At 48.2% G+C, this 20,886-nt stretch carries 19 protein-coding genes; 4 read left to right on the top strand and 15 right to left on the bottom strand.

The features are described 5' to 3' along the window. Positions 1–100 precede the first annotated feature (100 nt). Both T472_RS07760 and T472_RS07765 read right to left on the bottom strand, forming a co-directional pair. Entirely contained in the window at positions 101–397 is a 297-nt protein-coding gene (locus T472_RS07760; RefSeq protein WP_023387980.1) for an arsenic metallochaperone ArsD family protein, read from the bottom strand. Further along, a complete protein-coding gene (locus T472_RS07765) occupies positions 394–807 on the bottom strand; it encodes an arsenate reductase/protein-tyrosine-phosphatase family protein (protein WP_023387979.1) in 414 nt (137 codons plus the stop codon). The genes T472_RS07760 and T472_RS07765 overlap by 4 nt, the downstream gene beginning before the upstream one ends. A gap of 140 nt (positions 808–947) precedes the next feature. On the opposite strand from T472_RS07765, the gene T472_RS07770 reads away from it, so the two are divergent. From T472_RS07770 to T472_RS07780, 3 genes are all read left to right on the top strand, one after another. Next, positions 948–1,625: a DUF1361 domain-containing protein gene (locus T472_RS07770; RefSeq protein WP_023387978.1), complete on the top strand. Its 678-nt coding sequence runs from the start codon at positions 948–950 to the stop codon at positions 1,623–1,625. A gap of 115 nt (positions 1,626–1,740) precedes the next feature. After that, entirely contained in the window at positions 1,741–2,583 is an 843-nt protein-coding gene (locus tag T472_RS07775) for a PRD domain-containing protein (RefSeq protein ID WP_023387977.1), read from the top strand. A gap of 110 nt (positions 2,584–2,693) precedes the next feature. Next, complete coding sequence (locus T472_RS07780; protein ID WP_023387976.1) at positions 2,694–4,676, top strand: PTS sugar transporter subunit IIABC; 1,983 nt, start codon at positions 2,694–2,696, stop codon at positions 4,674–4,676. Between the two features lie 62 nt (positions 4,677–4,738). Here the strand turns inward: T472_RS07780 and T472_RS07785 are convergent, their stop codons facing one another. From T472_RS07785 to T472_RS07795, 3 genes are all read right to left on the bottom strand, one after another. Then, positions 4,739–5,395: a hypothetical protein gene (locus T472_RS07785; RefSeq protein ID WP_023387975.1), complete on the bottom strand. Its 657-nt coding sequence runs from the start codon at positions 5,393–5,395 to the stop codon at positions 4,739–4,741. A gap of 196 nt (positions 5,396–5,591) precedes the next feature. Beyond that, complete coding sequence (locus T472_RS07790) at positions 5,592–6,167, bottom strand: TlpA family protein disulfide reductase (RefSeq protein ID WP_023387974.1); 576 nt, start codon at positions 6,165–6,167, stop codon at positions 5,592–5,594. Positions 6,168–6,187: 20 nt separating this feature from the next. Further along, complete coding sequence (locus T472_RS07795; RefSeq protein WP_023387973.1) at positions 6,188–6,853, bottom strand: cytochrome c biogenesis CcdA family protein; 666 nt, start codon at positions 6,851–6,853, stop codon at positions 6,188–6,190. 306 nt (positions 6,854–7,159) lie between these two features. Between T472_RS07795 and T472_RS07800 the strand changes: the two genes are divergently transcribed. Then, the gene (locus T472_RS07800; RefSeq protein WP_023387972.1) at positions 7,160–8,257 is read left to right on the top strand and encodes a tartrate dehydrogenase; all 1,098 of its coding nucleotides are present in this window, start codon (positions 7,160–7,162) and stop codon (positions 8,255–8,257) included. 149 nt (positions 8,258–8,406) lie between these two features. On the opposite strand, the gene T472_RS07805 is transcribed toward T472_RS07800, so the two are convergent. From T472_RS07805 to T472_RS07850, 10 genes are all read right to left on the bottom strand, one after another. Then, entirely contained in the window at positions 8,407–9,771 is a 1,365-nt protein-coding gene (locus tag T472_RS07805; RefSeq protein WP_023387971.1) for a B12-binding domain-containing radical SAM protein, read from the bottom strand. A gap of 9 nt (positions 9,772–9,780) precedes the next feature. Continuing rightward, positions 9,781–11,100 carry a B12-binding domain-containing radical SAM protein gene (locus T472_RS07810; RefSeq protein WP_023387970.1) on the bottom strand — a complete coding sequence of 440 codons (1,320 nt, stop codon included), beginning with the start codon at positions 11,098–11,100 and terminating at the stop codon, positions 9,781–9,783. Continuing rightward, positions 11,097–12,461, bottom strand: coding sequence for a B12-binding domain-containing radical SAM protein (locus T472_RS07815; RefSeq protein ID WP_023387969.1), 1,365 nt, complete (start codon positions 12,459–12,461; stop codon positions 11,097–11,099). Before T472_RS07815 ends, T472_RS07810 begins: the two co-directional genes overlap by 4 nt. Continuing rightward, on the bottom strand, positions 12,461–13,093 hold the full coding sequence (locus T472_RS07820) for a class I SAM-dependent methyltransferase (RefSeq protein WP_023387968.1): 633 nt from the start codon (positions 13,091–13,093) through the stop codon (positions 12,461–12,463). The genes T472_RS07815 and T472_RS07820 overlap by 1 nt, the downstream gene beginning before the upstream one ends. A gap of 78 nt (positions 13,094–13,171) precedes the next feature. Beyond that, a complete protein-coding gene (locus tag T472_RS07825) occupies positions 13,172–14,443 on the bottom strand; it encodes a B12-binding domain-containing radical SAM protein (protein ID WP_023387967.1) in 1,272 nt (423 codons plus the stop codon). 44 nt (positions 14,444–14,487) lie between these two features. Continuing rightward, on the bottom strand, positions 14,488–15,477 hold the full coding sequence (locus tag T472_RS07830; RefSeq protein WP_023387966.1) for a GNAT family N-acetyltransferase: 990 nt from the start codon (positions 15,475–15,477) through the stop codon (positions 14,488–14,490). Then, positions 15,474–16,556 (bottom strand): hypothetical protein, encoded by a 1,083-nt coding sequence (locus T472_RS07835; protein WP_023387965.1) that lies wholly within the window; start codon positions 16,554–16,556, stop codon positions 15,474–15,476. Before T472_RS07835 ends, T472_RS07830 begins: the two co-directional genes overlap by 4 nt. A 147-nt stretch (positions 16,557–16,703) precedes the next feature. Beyond that, complete coding sequence (locus T472_RS07840) at positions 16,704–17,819, bottom strand: aldo/keto reductase (protein ID WP_023387964.1); 1,116 nt, start codon at positions 17,817–17,819, stop codon at positions 16,704–16,706. A 98-nt stretch (positions 17,820–17,917) separates the two neighbouring features. Next, positions 17,918–19,273 carry an MATE family efflux transporter gene (locus T472_RS07845; RefSeq protein WP_023387963.1) on the bottom strand — a complete coding sequence of 452 codons (1,356 nt, stop codon included), beginning with the start codon at positions 19,271–19,273 and terminating at the stop codon, positions 17,918–17,920. Between the two features lie 209 nt (positions 19,274–19,482). Then, positions 19,483–20,736, bottom strand: coding sequence for a hypothetical protein (locus tag T472_RS07850; RefSeq protein ID WP_152975142.1), 1,254 nt, complete (start codon positions 20,734–20,736; stop codon positions 19,483–19,485). Positions 20,737–20,886 lie beyond the last annotated feature (150 nt).

A 20,886-nucleotide genomic window follows, 5' to 3' on the forward strand; every position in this document is an offset into this window, starting at 1 on the left:
GGTTTTGTGATTGACCCAATAATCTAGTAATCCCAATGGTTTGCGGGCAATTTTATTGTGCGAAGTTTGAGTTATGTAATTCAAAAGCCCATTTCCCCTGTCATTCTGACTTATCCACAAGCTTCCTGAGCTCATTGATGTCAGGGTACCTTCCGGAAATGACGACTTTCCCGTCTGCTACTGTCACGGGTTGGCTGGCAGGTGCTTCAAAATCAAATCCTTTAATCAGCGGCTCTTCAAGGAACCTCTCCCTGTGGAGGGTATAGTTGTACCTCTGTATATCCACACCTTCCTTGCGGAGCTCCCTTACAAACCCTGCAAGCTCCTTAAGCTCCTTTTCCCTTTCCATACCGCATGCCATGGATACGCATATGTCAGGCTCGTAGATCCTTATCATTGTCCTAGCCCCTCTTCAAGGACCCTTCTCCTAAGGTCCATGACCTTCTGTTCGATTGTCCTGGCTGTTGTTATGAACTCATTGTCCTCCTTGCCTGAAGGGTCATCCAGCCCCCAGTCCTCCCTGTGCTTCGAGGGAAGGTAAGGGCACTCTACGTTGCAGCCCATGGTTATCACGATATCGATGTCCTTTGGGATATCATCTATCAGCTTGGATGTCTGTGTCTCTTCCATATCTATCCCGTAAATCGACTTGATTATCCTCACGGCATCCTGGTTGATCCTCGGCTTTGTCTCGGTACCTGCGGAGTATGACTCGAAGGCATCCGAAGCGAATTGCTTTCCAAGCGCTTCAGCCATCTGGCTCCTGCATGAATTATGTACGCATATGAACGCGACTTTTGGTTTCAAGTTTATCAGCTCCTCTTTATTACACTATACCCTATTGATTGATTGTATGCAATCAATTCACTGTTAACTCCACGTAAAGGACAAACAGGCCAAGTGGTGTTAGAATGGGATTAGCATTATATTGATTGGTGGTGTGAAAATTGAAGCTACGGAACGAAGCACTGGTAATGATACTCTTTGCGGCAGTACTCTCAGCAGCCATACTGAAGCTTGACCCCGGCAGGAGCTACCTGGTCTGGAACATCGGCCTTGCCCTTGTCCCCTACTTCTCATCGCTCATTCTTTCAAAGAACGATACGGTCTACTATTCAAAAGTACTTTTCCCGTTCTTCATCCTGGTATGGCTCCTTTTCTATCCAAATGCCATGTACATGGTGACTGACTTCATACACTTTTCGCTTCAGACCTTCTACAAGGCATCGGCCCAAGGCACAAGCCTGTTCGGGATGAAGGTCGAATACGTGCTTGACCTGTCACTTTGGATATCCTTCGCACTTACCGTATGCGCCGTCTTCTACGGGGTTGCATCCGGGTACATGTCGATAACAAGGGTCGAGAAGGCGATCTTCAAGGAAAAGCCAGCCTCAGGACGCGTGGTATTCATTATGGCAGTCAGCCTTCTCACTGGTTTTGCCATATACATCGGAAGATTCCTCAGGTTCAATTCCTGGGATATCATCAAGGATCCTTTGGCAATCCTCTCCTTTGTGAAGGACGGGATGACAATGGATGCTATCTATATGATACTGGCCTTTGCTGCCATGCACCTGTTCATAACGGCGGTACTAAGGCTTTCCACCGCTGCAGCTGAAGGCTGATAAGGATTCCTGATATGGATTTTTGAATGCTGTATTCCTTCAAATATTCCTGTTGACAAATCCTTAACGTGAAATTAGAATCTAAACGACTGCAACCATATCAGGAGGTGTCGCCGTGAACCAGTACTCAGTAAAAAAGTCATTCAACAACAATGCGGTGCTCGTCACGAAGGAAGACACCGACTATATACTTATCGGAAGAGGCATAGGCTTCGACAAGAAACGTGGAGACAGGATCCCTGAGTCCAAGATGATAGAGAATGTCTTCATAATGGTCGACGAGAAGAACAGGCAGCAGTATGAGAACCTTCTTGAGAACGTTGACCACAGGCTGCTTGCAATAACCGAGGACATCATAAGGATGGCTGAGGAGGATTTCAATGAGAAGCTCCATGTCGATACACACCTGGGTCTTGTTGACCATATAAGCTTCGCGGTAAAAAGGATCAGGGAAGGCATCGGGGTTGTGAATCCGTTCCTTATCGAGACAAGGATGATGTACAGGCAGGAATATGCTGTGGCAGCAAAGGCTGTAAGGCTCATACGCGACAAGCTGGGAATTGACGTTCCTGAAAGCGAGACCGGCTTCATAGCGCTGCATCTCCATGGCGGAAGGCTTTCCGGCAGGACTGGGGCCTCAATGAAGTATGTCAAGGCGCTCAGCCAGGTCATACCATATATCGAGGACAAGCTTGGGATTTCACTCGAGGAAGACTCATTTGACTCCGTGAGGCTCATGTCCCATTTAAGGGCCATGCTTGAGCGATGTTCAAGGAAAGAGACCATCGACAACGTGCTTCTGGACAGGATGAAAAAAGATTTTGCATTCGAATACAAAATTTCCGAAAATATAGGCTTGATTTTGGAAAAGAATATTGGTATAGTTGTACCTGAAAACGAAATAGGGTATATCGCTCTCCACCTGTATAAGCTGAGGAGCTCCCGAAAAGGCGTGTAACTGATTCGATCAGGCATGAGTTCATTATCTGATGTCCAAAGGACTTTCTTTGGTCACCAGATAATGGGTTCATGCCTTTTTTGATATCACAAAAAAGAGGAGGAAAAACAATGTCAAAAAAATCCAGTGGTTTCTTCGCAGTACTGCAGAAGGTCGGAAAGTCGTTAATGCTTCCAGTATCAGTTCTTCCTGCTGCCGGTCTCATGGTCGCATTCTCAAGAATCATAGAGCAGTCTGTAGGTGCTGAGGCGCTTGCATCAAATCCTGTACTCGCTACCTTCGTGAAGGTGCTTTTCTCAGGCGGACTCGTTGTATTTGAGAATCTTCCTCTTATTTTCGCAATCGGTGTCGCAATAGGCTTCACTGCCGGTGAAGCAGTATCCGGACTTGCAGCAGCAGTTGGATATGTCGTACTTATAAAGGTGCTTGACATCATGTCAACTGCACAGAACCTTGCGGATCCCATCAACATGGGAGTGTTCAGCGGTATCATAATCGGTCTTATCGCGGCAAAGATCTATACCAAATACTACAAGACAAAGCTTCATCCGGTACTCGGCTTCTTCGAAGGCAAGAGGCTCGTGCCAATCATAATGGTAATAGTTTCCATACTCCTTGGAGTAATCCTCGGTTTCGTATGGCCTCCGATACAGGACGGTATAAACTACCTGGGGCAGCTTGCGATAACAGCTGAAGTAGGCGGCTTCAAGCTTGGCGGAGCGATATACGCCTTCGGTAACAGGGCGCTTATCCCTACAGGACTCCATCACGTGTTCAAGACTCCATTCACAACTCAGTTCGGACAGTTCACAGCTCCTGACGGACAGGTATATGTTGGAGAAATCGCAAGATTCTTCGCAGGGGACCCAACAGCCGGCAACATCACTGCAGCAGAGTATCCGCTCAAGATTTTCGGACTTCCTGCAGCTGCATTCGCAATGTACAAGACCGCCCTTCCAAAGAACAGGAAGGCAATAGGCGGTGTAATGCTTACAGCGGCACTCACCTCCATCATAACAGGAATAACAGAGCCGATAGAGTTCGCATTCATGTTCGCAGCACCAGCACTCTACATAGCTCACATATCCCTTGCCTTCGTAGGCGGAATGTTCATGAACATATTCCATGTAAGGCTTACTGAGACATTCACTTCGTCCCTCATAGACTTCGCGGTGAGCATATCTACCGGAAATGCCGGTAACCCATGGATGCTCATACCAGTCGGTATTGTCATCGGAATCGCATACTTTGCCCTCTTCTACTACCTGATAAAGAAGTTTGACCTGAAGACTCCTGGAAGGGACGAGTCAGAGGAAGCTGCAATTGAGATACCAGTTACAGGAAAGGCTGTAGAAGTACTAAAGGCACTCGGCGGCGCAGACAACATAAAGGCAATAGATGCGTGCATAACAAGGCTCAGGCTTGAGGTCGGCGACACTGCAAAGGTAGACAAGGCAAGGCTTAAGGCACTTGGCTCGGCTGGAGTGCTTGAAGTCGGAACCACCGGAATACAGGTAATATTCGGAACTGCGGCAGAAGGCCTGAAGGACGAAATAAAGGCTGTAATGGCAAACCCCGGTGCATACGCTGTGGTCGAAGAGGCAGTTACTGAGACAAAAGAAGCAGCTGCTGCCCTAACCAAGGAGACAATATTCAGCTCACCAATGAAGGGAAGGCTCGCAAAGCTTGAAGAAGTTCCTGATGCACTTTTCGCAGAAAAGATGATCGGAGACGGATTTGCAGTTGATCCTGCTGAAGGCCTTGTGACAGCACCGGTTGCTGGAAAAATCGCCCACATATTCGAGACGAACCATGCAATAGCGATAGTTACAGAAACAGGTCTTGAGGTCCTCATCCACATCGGGATCGACACGGTCAAGATGGGCGGAAAAGGCTTCAAGAGACTCGCAGAGATAGGACAGGATGTTGTCATCGGAACTCCGATCATGGAAGTTGACCTTGACCTCGTAAAGAAAGAGGCAAAGTCCAGCATGACTGAAATCGTAGTGACAAACATGGATGTAGTTAAGTCCATGGAGATAATAGCTGAAGGCAATGTATCCAAGGATACTGATGTCCTCATAGTAAGATAACCAAGAATCAAGGCCGGCTTTCCAAATGGAGAGCCGGCCTTAATTCTGCCAGTATACAGAAGCTATTGGATTGGCATGAAATTTACCTTCCAAATTTCGCCATCCTTCACAAGACTGAATCCGTAAGTATATGCACCCAGTTTTTCATCAGAATCTCCATTCCTGCTTTTCCAGGTTATGATTGCATGTTTTTCACCTGATTCGGTATATCCGATGTTGAGGTCGTAGACATCCCTATAGACCCCAAAATCCTTCATTCTATCGCTTTTCGGGAAATTCCGGTCTTCCTCTTTTGACCATTGGACATACTTCTCATTTTTAGTATATAGCTCGTACACAGTCTCGTAATCCTCAGCTGAGGATGCATGAAGGTACAGCTTGCAGACAGACAGTGGCCCCAAACCCGCCAGGCTCCCATCATCATATGATGCCCTGAATTCCTCATATCTTGCTTCTTCAGAAAGTGTCAGGTCAGTCAGGTCCCCATTCGAGTCATTCAGGTTCACCAGTGCCTCAAGTCCCGATATTTCGCGTTTCAATTCGGAATTCTCCTCTTCCAATGCCTTAATGTCTTTATCCAGTGTTAAAGTATTCTCCTGCAGCTTGCCCACCTGCTGCTTCAATTCTTCGATTTCTGACTGTGCATCACCGCTGCAGCCAAAAGCACCGAGTGACATGACAAGAAAAATGCACAGAACCAGCACTCTTTTCATTCTCATTGTTCCCTCCCATATAAACTGCTCACTAATATTTATTATATGCTAAATGATATTATATTAAAATCATGCACGCATAGTTTTTGTAGACTTGCCCTCATAGCCTTTTATCGGCATGTTTACCAGCAGCTTTATTGAGACGAAAAAAGCCAGCCTGCCAAGGCAGGCTGACCAATATGCTATTGGTTATGGAATGTTGTCATTTCCCCTTCAGGATCATCTCTATTACCGCTGTTATGTCCTCAAGTCCGCTTACAGAACCCACATATCCTGTCACGATGTTGCCATCCTTATCTATGAATACTGTGGTTGGAATGGAGCTTATGCCGTACTTTATCGCAGCATCCGAATTGGTGTCGTAATAGACCGGGAATGTGTATTTGTTGTCAGCTATGAACTTCTGGCCAGTAGCCTTTGTCTCGCGGCTGCCGTCAACAAGGTCAAGCATCATGAACTTCACCCTGTCCCCGTACTGCTCGTAGGCCTTCTGGAAATATGGCATCTCTTCCTTGCAGGGCGGGCACCAGGATGCCCAGAAGTTAAGGACTACAACTTCCCCCTTGAAATCCGAGAGCCTCACCTCTTTGCCTGAAGCGTCAAACACCCTGAAGTCCGGAGCAGGTGTCTTCTCTTCAGCCTCGCTTCCGGAAGTCGACTGAGTGGGTTGAGTGGGCTGTGCATTACCCTTGCTGAGTACATTGTATCCTGCATATGCTCCACCGATTACCAGAACCAATAGGAGTACACTTAGAAGTGCTTTAACTTTTTTATCCATAATATCTGTTTCCTTTCGTCCTAAAATGACATCAGTGAAAGAAGCCTTCCAAGATAGCCAGTGACCATCATTACTCCGAGTGCAATCAGCAGGACACCTGATACTATCTCGACGGTCCTGTAGTGCCTTTTGATGAAGTCAAACGCACCCTTCAGGCTGTCTATGAGTATTGCGCTCAGTATGAACGGTATCCCAAGTCCCACCGAGTAGCTTGCAAGCATCATTATTCCCTTGACTGCACTGCCTTTGGAAGCCGCAAGCATGAGCGCAGACCCCAGGAACGTTCCTAGACACGGCGTCCATCCAATGGAAAAAGCCATCCCGAAGAGCATTGATGACAGGAAGCCCTTTCCGGGATCCTTGCCGCCTGGCTTCATCCCCCTGTTGAACAGGGATATCCTGAACAGACCAAGGTAACTCAGCCCGAACAGTATGATAACGGAACCGGCAACAATGTCAAGCACCCTGCCGTACCTTACAAGGAGGCTTCCTATGCTTCCTGCAAGGGCACCAAGTGTTGTGAACACAATTGAAAATCCCAGGACGAATCCAAGTGCATTGACGATCGGCTTAGTCTTTCCTTCCTCCTGTCCTGCGAAATACGAGATGTATATTGGCAGCATAGGGAGGAGGCATGGGGAAATGAAAGTTATTGTCCCTTCAAGGAACGAAATCAAATAATCCATCTTTTATTCCTTCGCTTTCTGATTACCTCCATTATATTTAAATCCATGCGACTTGTGAAGCTTTCCGGCAATTTAAATTTTATATCATTCAATTTTACAATTGCTATTTTACCTCAGATATTCATCAGGTAACTCTGTCCCTATACCATAGTTTTGGACTTTACCTCTACTCAAGCCACAGGCGAAGCTATAGATGTGACCGTTCTGCTGATTGGATAGCTTTCGGAATCACGTTTGTTGCATTTGAAATTTCACTCTGTTACGCTTGAATCAGATACAAAAAAATAAAGCGATAAGGAGCTCCTTATGAAAAAATACAGGATTGCAGTTATTCCCGGTGACGGTGTTGGCCCGGAGGTCATCAATGAAGGCGTGAAGGTACTAAATAAGGTATCTGAGCTTGACGGAACATTTGGCTTCGATTTCACATTTTTCCCGTGGGGTTGCGAATACTATCTGGAAAACGGCCTTATGATGCCAAAGGATGGAATAGACCAGCTTAAGGAGTTTGACGCCATCTATCTTGGAGCCGTGGGTGCTCCTGGTGTCCCTGACCATATTTCGCTTTGGGACCTTTTGCTCATTATCCGTAAGAGCTTCGACCAGTACATCAATCTCCGCCCCGTCAAGCTTCTTGAGGGTGCACCCTGCCCGCTTACAGGTGTAAAGAAAGAAGATATAGACATGGTTGTAGTGCGTGAAAACAGCGAGGGGGAATATGCAGGCTCAGGAAGCTGGCTCTATAAGGGCAAGCCAAATGAAGTCGTCATACAGAATGCAGTTTTTTCAAGGGTCGGCTGCGAACGTGTCATCAGGTACGCTTATGAGCTGGCACGTAAAGAAAAGAAGACGCTCACAAATGTAAGTAAAGCAAACGCACTTAACTACAGCATGGTCTTCTGGGATGAAGTCTTCAATGAAATAGGACGAGAATATCCTGATGTCAGGACATACTCGCTGCTGGTTGATGCCGCAAGCATGTTCTTCGTGAAACAGCCCCAAAGGTTCCAGATAGTCGTCACTTCAAACCTCTTTGGTGATATCCTTACTGACCTTGGTGCGGCAATCGCTGGTGGTATGGGACTGGCTGCAGGAGCCAACTTGAATCCTGAACGCAAATTCCCGTCCATGTTTGAACCTATACACGGTTCTGCACCTGATATTGCAGGCAAGAGCATCGCAAACCCTCTGGCTTCGATTTGGTCAGCAAGCCAGATGCTTGACTTCTTTGGCCATGAGGAATGGGGAAAGGTTATCATTGCTGTTATTGAGCAGGTACTTACTGAAGGACAGACACTCACACCGGACCTTGGCGGAAAGTCTAGTACCAGTGAAGTTGGAGATGCAGCAGTATCCATGCTTTCCGCGGCTTATTATAAAGCAAGCAATTGGAACCTCAATTGATCAGCTGTCTTTGGATAGACGTTAACTGACTGGCTGATGGACATGATTCTTAGTGTGTTCTTTTCGGCTGATCACGGTCAATTGCCTGATAAAGTCAGTAAAACAAGCAGGAGCTGATCCTCGCATAAGGGTCAGCTCCTGCTTGTTTATTATGCTTTCGCCATAAGCTTCACATACCTTGAAAATGTCCTCATGGACCCTGCTATGATCCTTGTTATGTTGCCTATGCCGAATTGCCTCAGCATCTCAGTCTTGCTGTTTACCAGAAGGTTAACATAGAGGTTTGTGACCATAAGCTCATAGTAGTAACGCCTGAGGGACATATTTTTCGGCCTTATCGTCACCTGACCAAAGGACCATTTGTCATACTCCTCAGCTGAATGGATCAGCCTGTCCTTGTACTTCCCGTACATAGGAAGGTTCGGGAATGGTGTCAGCGGATTGATAGAGCTTGTCTGAGGCTTCAGTAGGCCTATGTACTTCCTGAACTTCCTGAAGTCATCGGCTGACCAGTCAGGATGTGCCATGAATGATGCCCAGACGTCAATCCCGATATCCTTCAGTGCTTTCGCTGCCTTAAGGTTGTCGGATGTATCAGACTTCTTCCTGTAGATATCCAGTTCCTCGTCGCTGAAAGTCTCATAGCCGACAAGGACCGCCTTAAGCCCCATCTCCTTGAATTCCCTTACCAGCGGCTCGAAGTCCAGGATCCCCTTGACTGAAGCATAGACTATGAAGTTCTTCCTTAACCCAAGCTCCCTTATGAGGTCAAGGAATGTCCTTATCTTAAGCTCGCTCGCAAAGAAGTCGTTGTCCATGAGCATTATGGTATCCTCTTCTATGGACATGAGATCCTTCCTTGTTATTTCAAGGTCCAGGAGCTCTTCCTTGTAGCCTTCGATCCTCCACCTCAGGCAGAAGTCGCAGGCCTTCTCGCAGCCTATGCCATATTCCATTATGGCTGCAGGTCTGTAACCGAAATAGGAGTACTCGCTCCTGTACTTTTTAGGGGACTGCCTGTCAGGAAGAAAGTACCCGTTCCTTCCCTTCGGGCCATGGGACCTGTAACCATCGGAGCTTGAACGCACTCCCGGTAGTGACGAAAGCTCTTTACCTTTGCCAAGCTCACTGAAGAAGGTCCTTATGTTTTCCCCGTCCACGAATTCAAAGATGTAGTCAACTGCTTCATCTGCAAATGACAGAGGTGAAAGGAATGCCTGCGTCCCCCCTGCAAGAGTCACAATGTCAGGTTTGACTGCCTTAACCTCCCGGCAAAGGGCGATGACAACATCCACATCTATGCAGAGGCTGGTTATACCTACAGCATCTGGCTTATACTCCACAACCTTTTCCCTAAGGCTCCCCTTCTCCACCATCATGTCGAAGATCTCAACATCATGGTCTGGCTTAAGAAGACCAAATATCATCTCAAGCCCTATGGGCTCAGAAAACATGAAGTCACTGACTGTTATGGCCTGCTTCGGCCTTGGCGGTCTTGCAAGAAGTATCCTCATATAGTCTCCTTAGAATATATTGGGCGTTATGCCCTGGCTTATCTGGTGCCTGTAATAAAGGTTCACGACCGTGTAGAATAGGTATTTCCCTGGATTTCCAGGGAACTCCTTCCTGAGTATGTTCCTTTTGAAAATGGACCTGAAAGTGAAGAGCGACCTGTACAGGTCCCAGTATGCCCTGGTCAGCTCGTCTGGCGTCATGTTGGGATGGGTGTATACCGCCTCCGTACCGTCGAAGGAATATATGTCCTCCTTCACGAGCCTTCCCTGCTTCTCGATATCCCTGAAGAACCTTGTTCCAGGTATCGGTGTAAGTATGTAGAACCTTGGTACGGAAATCCTGTTGTCCTCGATGAATGCCTTGGTTGCCCTTATTGATTCAAGGGTGTCTGCCTCTCCTCCAACAACCATCTCAGTGGAAACATCTATGCCATGGTCCTGTATGTTCCTTATCAGCTTCGGGTAGTCCTCAGGCTTAGCCCAGGACTTGTCCATTGCCTTCAGGCTTTCCTTCGTTATGCTCTCGAGGCCGAAGGAAAGTGTTGTGCAGCCGCTGTCCTTCAATGACTTAAGCAGCTTGTCCTCGCTTCCTATCCTTATGTCGCACTGGCTCATCCATTCCATGTCAAGTGACCTGATCTCCTCAAGCAGCTTTCCAAGGTAGACCCTGTCAGCGAATATGTTGTCGTCAAGCAGCAGGAACTTCCTGTATCCGAGCTCCTTAACCTGCCTTATGTCCCTCACTACCTCTTCCACGCTCTTCCTTACATACGTACCCTCATAAAGGCAGGCTACAGAGCAGAAGCTGCAGCTGTGGGGACAGCCCCTTCCCGCCTGCACAGGCAGGAAATCACCAAGGTTCTTGTCCATTATCAGGTCGAACCTCGGAGGTGGCGTTGTGAACCAGCCTCTCTTGAGCCTGTTCTCGTAGAGTGGCTTAAGCCTACCTTTTTCATAGTCGCTTATCAGTTCACTCCATACAAGTTCAGCATCTCCCACAACGACCGTATCACAGTATTTCTTCGCTTCCCCGGCCATGAGGCTTGCCATATAGCCCCCGAGGACAACGGTCTTTCCACGTCTCCTGAATTCTTCCGCTATGTCTATGGACCTTACAACCCCGTGTCCCATGGAGCTTATGCCTATGAGCTCCGCATCGGTATCGAATGGTATGTCCTCAAGTATTTCGAGTATTATCTCAACTTCATGTTCAGGAGGTGTCAGTGCAGCCAGCAGGGGAAGTGCCAGTCCCACGAAGTAGAGCTTCTTCTTCTTTATCGGCTTCCTGTTGCTGTCATAGGGGCTAGGCTGTATCAGAAGTATCTTCATATCCCCCTCACCACCTTCCCAAGGTACTGCATGGTCACCCTGCTGCTTCCCGCAAGCATCTTAAGGTTCATGCCAAGCCCGTATCTCCTTATAAGTGCCAGTACGTTCTTCGGCCTCATCACCACGCGGTAGTAGGCCTTAACTATCTCCAGGTAGAATGACCTGGTTCCCATATGCTCAGGTTTAAGCACAACATGGGCCATGTCCCACATCTCATAGCGTTCCCTTGGGTAAAGCAGCTTGTCCTCGTACTCATGAAATATTGATGTCCCCGGGAGAGGTGTCAGAGGCTGAAGGTTCACGAACCTTATCCCAAGCCCCCTTACCCAGGATGTGAGGTCCCTGAAATCCTTCCTTGAGAAATCCAGGGGAATGATGAGGGTTGCATAAAGCTCTATCCCAAGCTCCAGAAGCACCCTTACCGCCCTTTCATTTACGTCTATGTCGGTACCCTTCTTGTAGGAGTCAAGGTCCTGTCCCCTTATCGACTCAAGCCCTACTATTACAGCCTGAAGCCCCTGGTCCCTGAACTCCCCGAGGAGGTCCCTGTTCTCAGCCACAAAGTCAGCCCTTCCGTAGACAAGGAACTTCTTCTCTATTCCCCGTTCCTTAAGGAGCCTGAGGAATTCCCTGATCCTCCCTTTGCTGAACAGGAAATCATCATCCACAATGTAAACTTCCTTCTCCGCGATGCCCTCAAGCTCATCCATGACATCCTTGAGGTCACGGGTGAAGTACTTTCCACCTGTTATCTCCTTGCAGAAGCAGAAGCTGCAGTTGTATGGGCAGCCATAGGAGGTCTTGATGAGCGCACAGGGCCTGTGGAACATGTAGTAGTACTTTTGTCTGTATTTCCTTACGGCTTCCCTGTCTGGATGCCGGTAAAGGAATGAGAGCTTCCTGTCTTCTGAGCTTTCAAGTCTGTTCCTAATACCGGAAGCTGATCTTCCCTCAAGCATTCCCTCGAGAGTCAGGTTGAAGCCGTCTATTCCGTTCCTTTGGTATACGAAATCGATGGATTCATCCCTGAAATCATCAGGGACAACCTCGGCATGTACACCTCCGACACCTGTCAGAGCGACAGGAAGAAGCCTCTTCACTTCAGCGCACATTGCCTTTATGGTCCCCACATGGGTGATGTAGCCTGTGAACACCACAAGGTCAGGCCTCTTCCTCATCAGGATGCCCTTGAACGGCTCCTTCTCAAGGATCATGTCGCATATCTCAAGGTTCACGTTTTGCCTTAACCTGTCGGGAACATTCGAAACCAGGTATTCGAGCTCAAGGGGCTCGCATACCATGACATGCTGAAGGCCTATCGTTTCCCTGTCAGGTCTCGGTCTTACAAGAAGCACGTCCATCAGCATCTCTCCCTGTTGTCTGTCTTTATGGAAAGCGTATATACCGCTATCCTTGGCATGTAGAATGCCCGTTTGATCACCTTCATCCTGAGGATATTGAAGTCATCCCTGACCATTTCCCTGAACTCAGGATCTGAAGGATAGCTGGCCTTCCCTGTCGTCAGCTTCACCCCGGCAAGCATAACCTTGTCGAAAAAGCTGTTGCCGCTTGCAAAGCCTACAAGAAGCCTTCCATTCAAGGTCATGAGGCCGCTCAGCTTGTGCAGGACCGCCTTCTGGTCCCTGTAGTATGGAAGTGAATGGGTGCAGGTTATGATATCGAACCTGCCATCAAGGGTGTCGATATCCATGGCATCCTTGAGCTCATGGCAGGCACCCTTGTTCCTCTTCCTCGATACCTCAAGCATACCTTCGGAATAGTCGACTCCTGTGAGCTTTAGCTTCGGATACCGTCTCCCGATCTCATGAAGCAGCTCCCCCGGCCCGCAGCCAAGGTCAAGGAGGCTGTGCCTTCCCCTGCTAACTTCCTTCAGCTCCTCAAGTATATATTCCCTAGTAGGCCCGAGGCTGTGCTTCTGTACCCAAAGCCTGTCATATCTTACTGCCCAGAAGTCCCATATTTTAGCTGACATCAGTATCTCCTTGCGTCATGTATATTCTTTTCCGTCATTCCTCTGAGGTATGCCGGACTTTCCATTTGTCCACTTGCTTTAAAGTGCCTGCCTTATGAATGACCGTATCCTCCCTGACCTCAGAAGTCCCAGATGAAGCCAGAGGAACATAAGGTAGAATACCGCTGCAGGCAGGTGTGGCTTTGTCACCAGATGAAGGAAGTCAAACCTTTCAGGCCTGTCAGTCAGAAGCTTCTCCTTCATCTCCTCATACCCTTCGGTACCCTTTATGGGAGTGAGTATTGACACCGTATATGTATCGATACTGTTCTCCCTGAGAAACCTCGCAAGTCTCCTGAAGTCAGCAATCCTGTAGTCAGGGCTTACCATGAAGAGAGCTGTGAGGTCTATCCCTGACTCCCTCAGGATCCTGATCACTTCAGGGTAATCAAGGGCGTCAGTCTGCTTGTTGTAGGCATCAAGCTCAGAGTTGCTTGTGGCCTCGAAGCCTACGATGACCTCAGCAAGGCCGCATTCCCTCAGCTTTCCCATCAGGTCGCTGTTCTTGAGTATGAAGTCAGCCCTAAGGTATGCAATGAGGCTAAGCCTCCCGTTTCTTGCTTCAGCTGCATCAATGAATTCCAGAGCATCCTTCCTTGATACAAGGAAGACATCATCTACTATCCAGACATGGTCGGCATCCAGCTGTAAGGACTCATCCAGCAGGTTCCCATAATCCGGCCCTATGTGCACTCCGCCATTAAGCAGCCTGCAGTAGCAGAAGTCGCACCTGTATGGGCAGCCGATCCTTCCCTTGACGAGTGCAACCCTTCCCTTGTCGAGATATCTGGTTTTCTCAATTACTGCTTCAGTAAGCGACCTGTCAGGGGCTATTTCAGTCTTCCCGGTTACAGGCCTTTTGCTCCCAATTGTCCACACTCCCCGCCTCTTCATGTCGAAGCCTGACGGCTCAATCTCCACAGACTTTCCCTCTATAAGCCTGAGGATATCCATGAACAGCTGAAGGTCCGGGCTGTGGACCACGAAATCAACATATGGGGAATGGAAGTCACCGCTGCTCCTTTCGGCATGTGTGCCTCCCACGATTACCCTGATATCAGGATACCTTTCCTTGTATCTCTTTGCCTCTTCAAGGATCTTCCTCTCCGCGGTATTGTAGCCTGTAAGGACAATTGCATCGGGGATGACATCAGGACCTCTTATCCCGAAAAGGTCATCGACTATATGGGCTTCAGCTCCTGCCGCCTCTGCGGCAGCCTTGAGATATGCGAGCTCAAGAGGCTCTACCCTTACTGGGTCGAGAACTGAGAATGGAGTGCCTGCCCTTGCCTTCTTAAGAAATACCTTCATATGACCTCCAGATCGCGGATTCAAAGCCGTCCGGCTTTCCTTTTTCAGCTCCTGAACACCCTGTGCTCCACCTTGTACCTTCTGTATGAGAACTTTCCCGATACAAGCCTTAGAAAAGCATCAGCCACAGGATTCCCGTGGTGAACAAGCATGTGCTTCGTCTCCTCGGTACAGCCCAGCCGAAGCTTTGCAGCCTCCGAGGTCTGACCCATGTCTATCCTCTGGTAGCCTTCTTCAATGCCCTTCCTTATGACGTAGACCAGGAGGTTATGGTATAGGCTTGCACCTTCCTCTCTCCTGAATCCGCAGAACATGAAGGTCAGGGTGTCGCCGTATCCCTTGAGTACAAGCACTGCAGCGGGCCTCCCGTCTTTTCCAATGACTTCAACCACTTCACTTGGATAGTTCCTGAAGAACTCGACAGGAAGTGTCTCCAGAGGATATAGAGACCTTTCTACGACGTTCCTGTAAAGCTCATGATGCCCGCTGCTGAAGCTTGTGTGGTCTATCCTCCTGAACACAAGGCCCTTCCCTTCTTCAAGGACACCCAAGAGGTTCCTCCTGTATGAGGACCTCATTGACATGAGATATCCGTCAAAATCCCTGAACCTGTTAATGAACAAGAAGTTTGAGAGTGTGAGGGAGCTGCCTCCCAGGCTATAGTCAGAATTGAGCGCTACAGTAAGGCCTTTCTGCATCCTTATTACTTCAAGTGCCGCTTTTCTTCCTGTAACCTCATCATGTGAGATAATCCCGCTGCGGCTCAGTGATATGGGGAGTCCGATGATCCTTGCATCAGCCTTCAGGGACCTCTTCATGAAGGTCAGGAGGTTAAGCTTCAGCCTGTATGTCACGATTATTGAATCGAAGACTACGAAATATTCCTGCCCGCAGGGATTGGCTTCCTCAAGAACCTGAAGGAGTTCGAAGATATCCTCATTTTTCTCAAGAAGCATCCTGAGCCTTATGTTGGTTTCCGCTCCTTGTGATAGAATCCAAGCCTTGAGCTCATTTACCTTTGCAAAGCTCCTCATGGATTAACGTCCTTTATGTATGCCTTGTATCTCTTGTATACGGAATCCGTCAGCCTCACGCCCAGCATCCTTGAGCTGTCGTTAGATTCGAGTATCCATCCTGATTCGAAGGTATCATACCTGCCTATGCATATCTCAAAGACCCTGTTAAGGAGGGCAAGGACTGCCCCGTATCTCTGTTCACCCGGCAATACTCCCATCTCAACTATCTTGACTGTCCTTATCCTCTTTCCGAAGATCCTGTTCTTTACCACCGTACCTAATCCAAGTGTCTCATCAGGCCTCATGAGCTCGTTGAAGTCAGGATACCACAGCATGAATCCCACAGGCTTGTCTCCCTTGTAGGCAAAGAGCAGGTTCTGGGGCCTAAGGAGCGGTTTGAAGTCCTTGAACAGCTCCAGGTCCTCCTCGGCCTTTCTCGGATAATAGAAGAGATGGTCACTGAATGCCTCATTGTTCACATTGGTGTATACCTCAGCATCCCTCTCAAGGTTCCTGTAATCAAGGCTCCTTATCGTATATCTCCTCTTCAGCCTTTCAGTTATCCTTGGGTCAAGGATCTCCAGAAGCTCCTTCAGGTCCTTCCTGAAGCTCACCATATCTATTGGATCGAACCCGTTCTCCTCGAAAAGCTCGTTATAAAAGGGCGGATTGTGCATGGTCCCGAAACCCTGCTTCTCATCGTAGCCGCTTGCGAGGAATCCGAGACCGTAGTTGACATGGACATTGAGTGAGCCTGTGATCTTTCCTGCACCCTTTTCCCTTGCAAGCTCCTCTGCCCTTGAAAGTATGAGCCTGAAGGCATCCGGATTGTTCTCCCTTGCCTCGAAGAAAGCTATCTGAAGGAAGTCCTTCATCCTCTCCACCTGTGCAAGTACCGCGATCATGAGTATCTCCCCGTTATCCTCGACTAGCACCGGCTCAAGGAAGGAGGACCTGCACATGACACTTTTGCCATATAGGAGGGACTTCAAAAGACCTGACATCGAGTTCCTTTTCAAAGGGTCGTTCAGGTATCTTTCCTCGTAGAAACGTATGAATTGTCTGAGCCTTTCCTTTTCCGCCACAACCAGTCTCATATCTGCACCACTTCGCATGAATATTTAGTCCACTTTATTATACAGTCAGGGACTGCAATATGGTAGCAAATTGGAGTCAGTTGGCATGAGGGCATGGAAAAGCCCTGATAACACGCATTGGAATGCGCTTATCAGGGCTTATGCCAGCTATTCGAATGTCTTCGCGACATCTTTCAGATGCCTGGTTATCTCTATGTGCTGAGGGCAGTTTTCCTCACATTGCTTGCAGTCTATGCAGGCGGAAGCCTTACCATAGGTCTTCGTGTAGTTCATGTAGTATACCCTCTGAATTGAGAAGCCCTTGTTAAGCGCCCGCTGCTCCGCATTGTACAGTGCAAAGTACTTTGGTATGGCTATGTTCATCGGGCACCCCGCTACGCAGTATTCGCAGGCTGTACAGGGTACCGCAATCGCTCCGTTAATTATCTCCACGGCTTTCCTGACTATTGCAGACTCCTCTTTCCCGAGCGGGGCAAAGTCCTTCATGTAGCCTGTGTTGTCATGAAGCTGCTCCATGTTTGACATTCCGCTTAAGACCATGAAAACATTTGGAAGGCTTGCCGCAAACCTTATGGCCCATGAAGGTACCGACAAGTCGCTGTGGTCCCTGAACAGCCTTTCCGCCTCCTCAGGCACCTGTGCAAGGGTTCCTCCCTTGACAGGCTCCATGACGACTACCTGCTTGCCATACCTTGTGGCCACATCGTAGCATTTCCCTGACTGTATGCTCTCATTGTCCCAGTCCAGGTAGTTTATCTGAAGCTGAACAAAATCGACTTCCGGATGAGCTGTGAGTATCTCATCAAGAAGGTCAGCCCTATCATGGAATGAGAATCCGATCTTCCTTACCCTGCCATCTGCCTTTTTCTTCGCTACGAATGAGAACGCATCGAATCTCTCTGCAATCTCATAGTGCGCTGCGCCAAGGTTATGGAGGAGGTAGTAGTCGAAATACTCAACTCCTGTCTTCTCAAGCTGCTCGTTGAAAATCCGTTCCATATCCTCAGCCTTCTTAAGCATTACCACAGGAAGCTTGGTGGCTATCGTGAATGAATCCCTGTCATGCCTTTTCACCAGGGCTTCCCTGAGGGCGACCTCACTCATGAAGCCGTGGTACATGTATGCCGTGTCAAAGTAGGTGAAGCCCTGCTCAAGGAAGGTATCAACCATCCTGTCAAGCTGCACGTAGTCTATGCTCTTGTTGTCTTCCTTGTCGAGGACAGGAAGCCTCATGAATCCGAACCCAAGTTTTTTCTGTTCCATCATATTTCCCCTTTTCTTCTGCTGTCAGTAATTGTCCCCATGCAGTTCCATCCTTACATTCTACCACCTGGAGCTCGCTACAGGTCAAGCTTCTGCTGTCATATCGTACTGAAGCTCATCCATCTCCCGCTAAGGTACCTGTAGATGAACAGCAGGGCCTTGACTATCCAATCCATGAACATGGCTACCCATGTCCCGTAAAGTCCCATGTTGAAGTTCACCGCAAGGATATACGCAAGGGCTATCCTGCACAGGAACATTGCGAATATGCTTACCGTCATAGGAAACCTTGCATCTCCTGCCGCCCTGAAGACTACAGGGAATGTGTATGCAAGAGGCCAGATGAGCATCATCATTATGCCATGGCTCCATACGATCCTTGTAGTCAGTATTGTCGCCTCGGGAGACAGCGAATAGATCCTGAGGATTACCGGCAGGATTGCGATGACTGCAATGGTGCTCAGAACATGGGCAGCATATATCAGTGCGATGATCTTCCTTGTATAATACCTTGCCGAGTCATAGTCGCCCGAACCGATGCATCTGGATATGACGGCTGTCATGCCAAGCCCGATTGCAATCCCAGGGAGCACCTGGAACATAACTATCGTACCTGAGACAGCATTTGCCGCAATTGCAGCTGTCCCGAAGGTGGACACGAGGCTCAGTATGATGAGCCTTCCGAAGAAGAATATCCCGTTCTCCAGTCCGTATGGAATCCCTATGCTGAGTATCCTCCTGATCATGGCCCTGTCGAACCTGTGCCTTATGGTCCTTTCCATCCTGAGGGTGAAGTCCTTCTTCATGGCAAAATAGACTATTATCAGAGCAGCGCCTATCCTTGACACAAGAGTCGGGACTGCAACGCCTACGGTACCCAGGCCAAGGCCGTATACCATTATCGCATTCCCTGCCACGTTCACAAGGTTCATGCTGAGCATTATGTTCATGGGAAGCCTCGAATTCCCTGTAGTCCGGAATATCCCCGCAGCTGAGCTGTATACCGCAAGGAAAGGTATCGACGCCCCAACAATCATGAGATATGTCATGGCGCTGTTGTAGACCTCAGGTGCTATGCTTCCGAAAAGGCCGCTTATTATCGGCACCCTGAATATATACAGCAGGGCCATGACCACTGCCGCAAAGGTGCCGGTAAACCAGACCAGCTGATTTGCTGCGGACCTGGCATCATTCTCCTCTTTCTTTCCAAGATACTGCCCTGCGATTACGGAACCGCCTGTGGCAAGTGCAGCAAAAACACTTATGAGCACAGCCATCAGGAAATCCACCAGGGATACTCCTGATACTGCAGACTCTCCTGCGAAAGATACCATTATCGAATCAGACATTCCCACAAGGAATCCCAGAAACTGTTCAAATATCAGAGGCAGGAAGAGCAGCGCCAGTTCCTTGTTCTCGAATACCCTTCTCTTTCCAATTGCTATTTCACTCAAATTTTACTTCCCCTTTCAAAAAACAGTGGCTGATGACAGGTACACTAGTACCTTAACACCTGGAGTTGACTCCAGGTCAAGGAGTTTCCAATAAATGAAAATGTTGAACCCATCTGGTATGCTTCATTAGGATAAACGCCTTAAATGCTTTATTTGAAAACAATGGACAGGCATCATAAATATGCCTGTCCATTAAAACACAATCGTCCCTATTTAATTGACTTGCCGATATTCGTTCCTATCCCAAGCGCTTCGATGAGAGTTCTCATCTGCTTCTCATATTCAGTGAAGAACGTCAGCCTCACCTTGGAGTATGACTCGAGCTCGCGGTAGAATCCCCTTGATACACTCCCGGGCTCCCTTCCTATTACCTCCATCACCATCATCAGCGTGCAGGTCCTTATGACATCCTTCATCAGCATCTTTGTCGCATCATCATCAGCTGCGGGTTCGTTCACCTTGAATATGAATGAGATGAGTTTGCTGAGCCTTCCGTCAAGGTTACTGTTTTTGTCACCAATGCTGAATAATGTCTGGTGACCTTCAAGCCTGTCCGCTCCGGAATCCTGCAGGTCATCAAGCAGCTGCAGGAATGCTCCGTATCCGAAAGCGAAGCTCATCTCCTCCTCATCAAGCTCGCCCTTTACAAGGAACACATCGGCAAGTACCGAAGCACCGCCCTTGAATATGCTGATCGGGACTATCTCAGAAGGATTCATCGCCTTCATCTGGTCCTGCCTCATGCTTTCAATCTGAGCTCTCTGGATCAGACCTATGCTCTCATACACTGATGGATACGAGTCCCTTTGAAATTCAGTCCCTATCTTCTCAATGAGCTCGAAAACCCTGCCTTCATGGGGGTCAGAAGATTCTACATGCTCGCCACTTATCACCCTTGTAAGACGTTCGTTGAACCTGGCTTTGTCTTCCTTTTTAACTTCGGTGCTGTCAAGGAAATTGTCCGTATACGGATAAAGCATGCTGTAAGCATACACCGAAGGGGTCATCGTTAACGGGATCCCCCAATAAAGCTGCAGGCTGTTCATGATCCATACGTTCCTTATCGCCTGGAATACTTCCTCCGGTTTAAGGTCACTGTCCTCCAGCTTCACCTCGTCAAGGAAATCCTCTGCTGATTCCATATACCCCTTTTCAAGGAAGAATCCCAAAAAAGGCTTGTCGAAGAACAGCTTCCTCTCATCAAGCTCCAGAATGTACGAGGTTATGGTCCTCTTCAGTTCATCATTCTCAGCAGGTGTAAGGTCTTCAGGATCCTTCCCCCGAAACGGCTCGATATCAGTTACCAGCCGTTCTGAAAGCTTCTTTATCTCCCTCTCGTTCCTGAGCTTCTCGAAAATATGGATTTTCCTGAATCCCTTGTAATCAGGGTCACCACATTTCTCGTACGATTCAGAAGTATTGCTTACAAGCCACTCTTTGGGTATTAATGTCTCTTTCTCCATGACCATTGTCTTCTGACCTTCCTTTGCGCAGATAGAAACCACTAAGGATATTCTGCAGCATGAAGATTAAAATCGAGTAAAAAAGCGATAGTTTAACCTATCGCACTTTTTACTTCAATATATTATTATCTCAAACTTCGCACAATAAAA

The organism is Youngiibacter fragilis 232.1, assembly GCF_000495435.3.
In the GTDB taxonomy this organism is placed as follows: Bacteria; Bacillota; Clostridia; order Clostridiales; family Clostridiaceae; genus Youngiibacter; species Youngiibacter fragilis.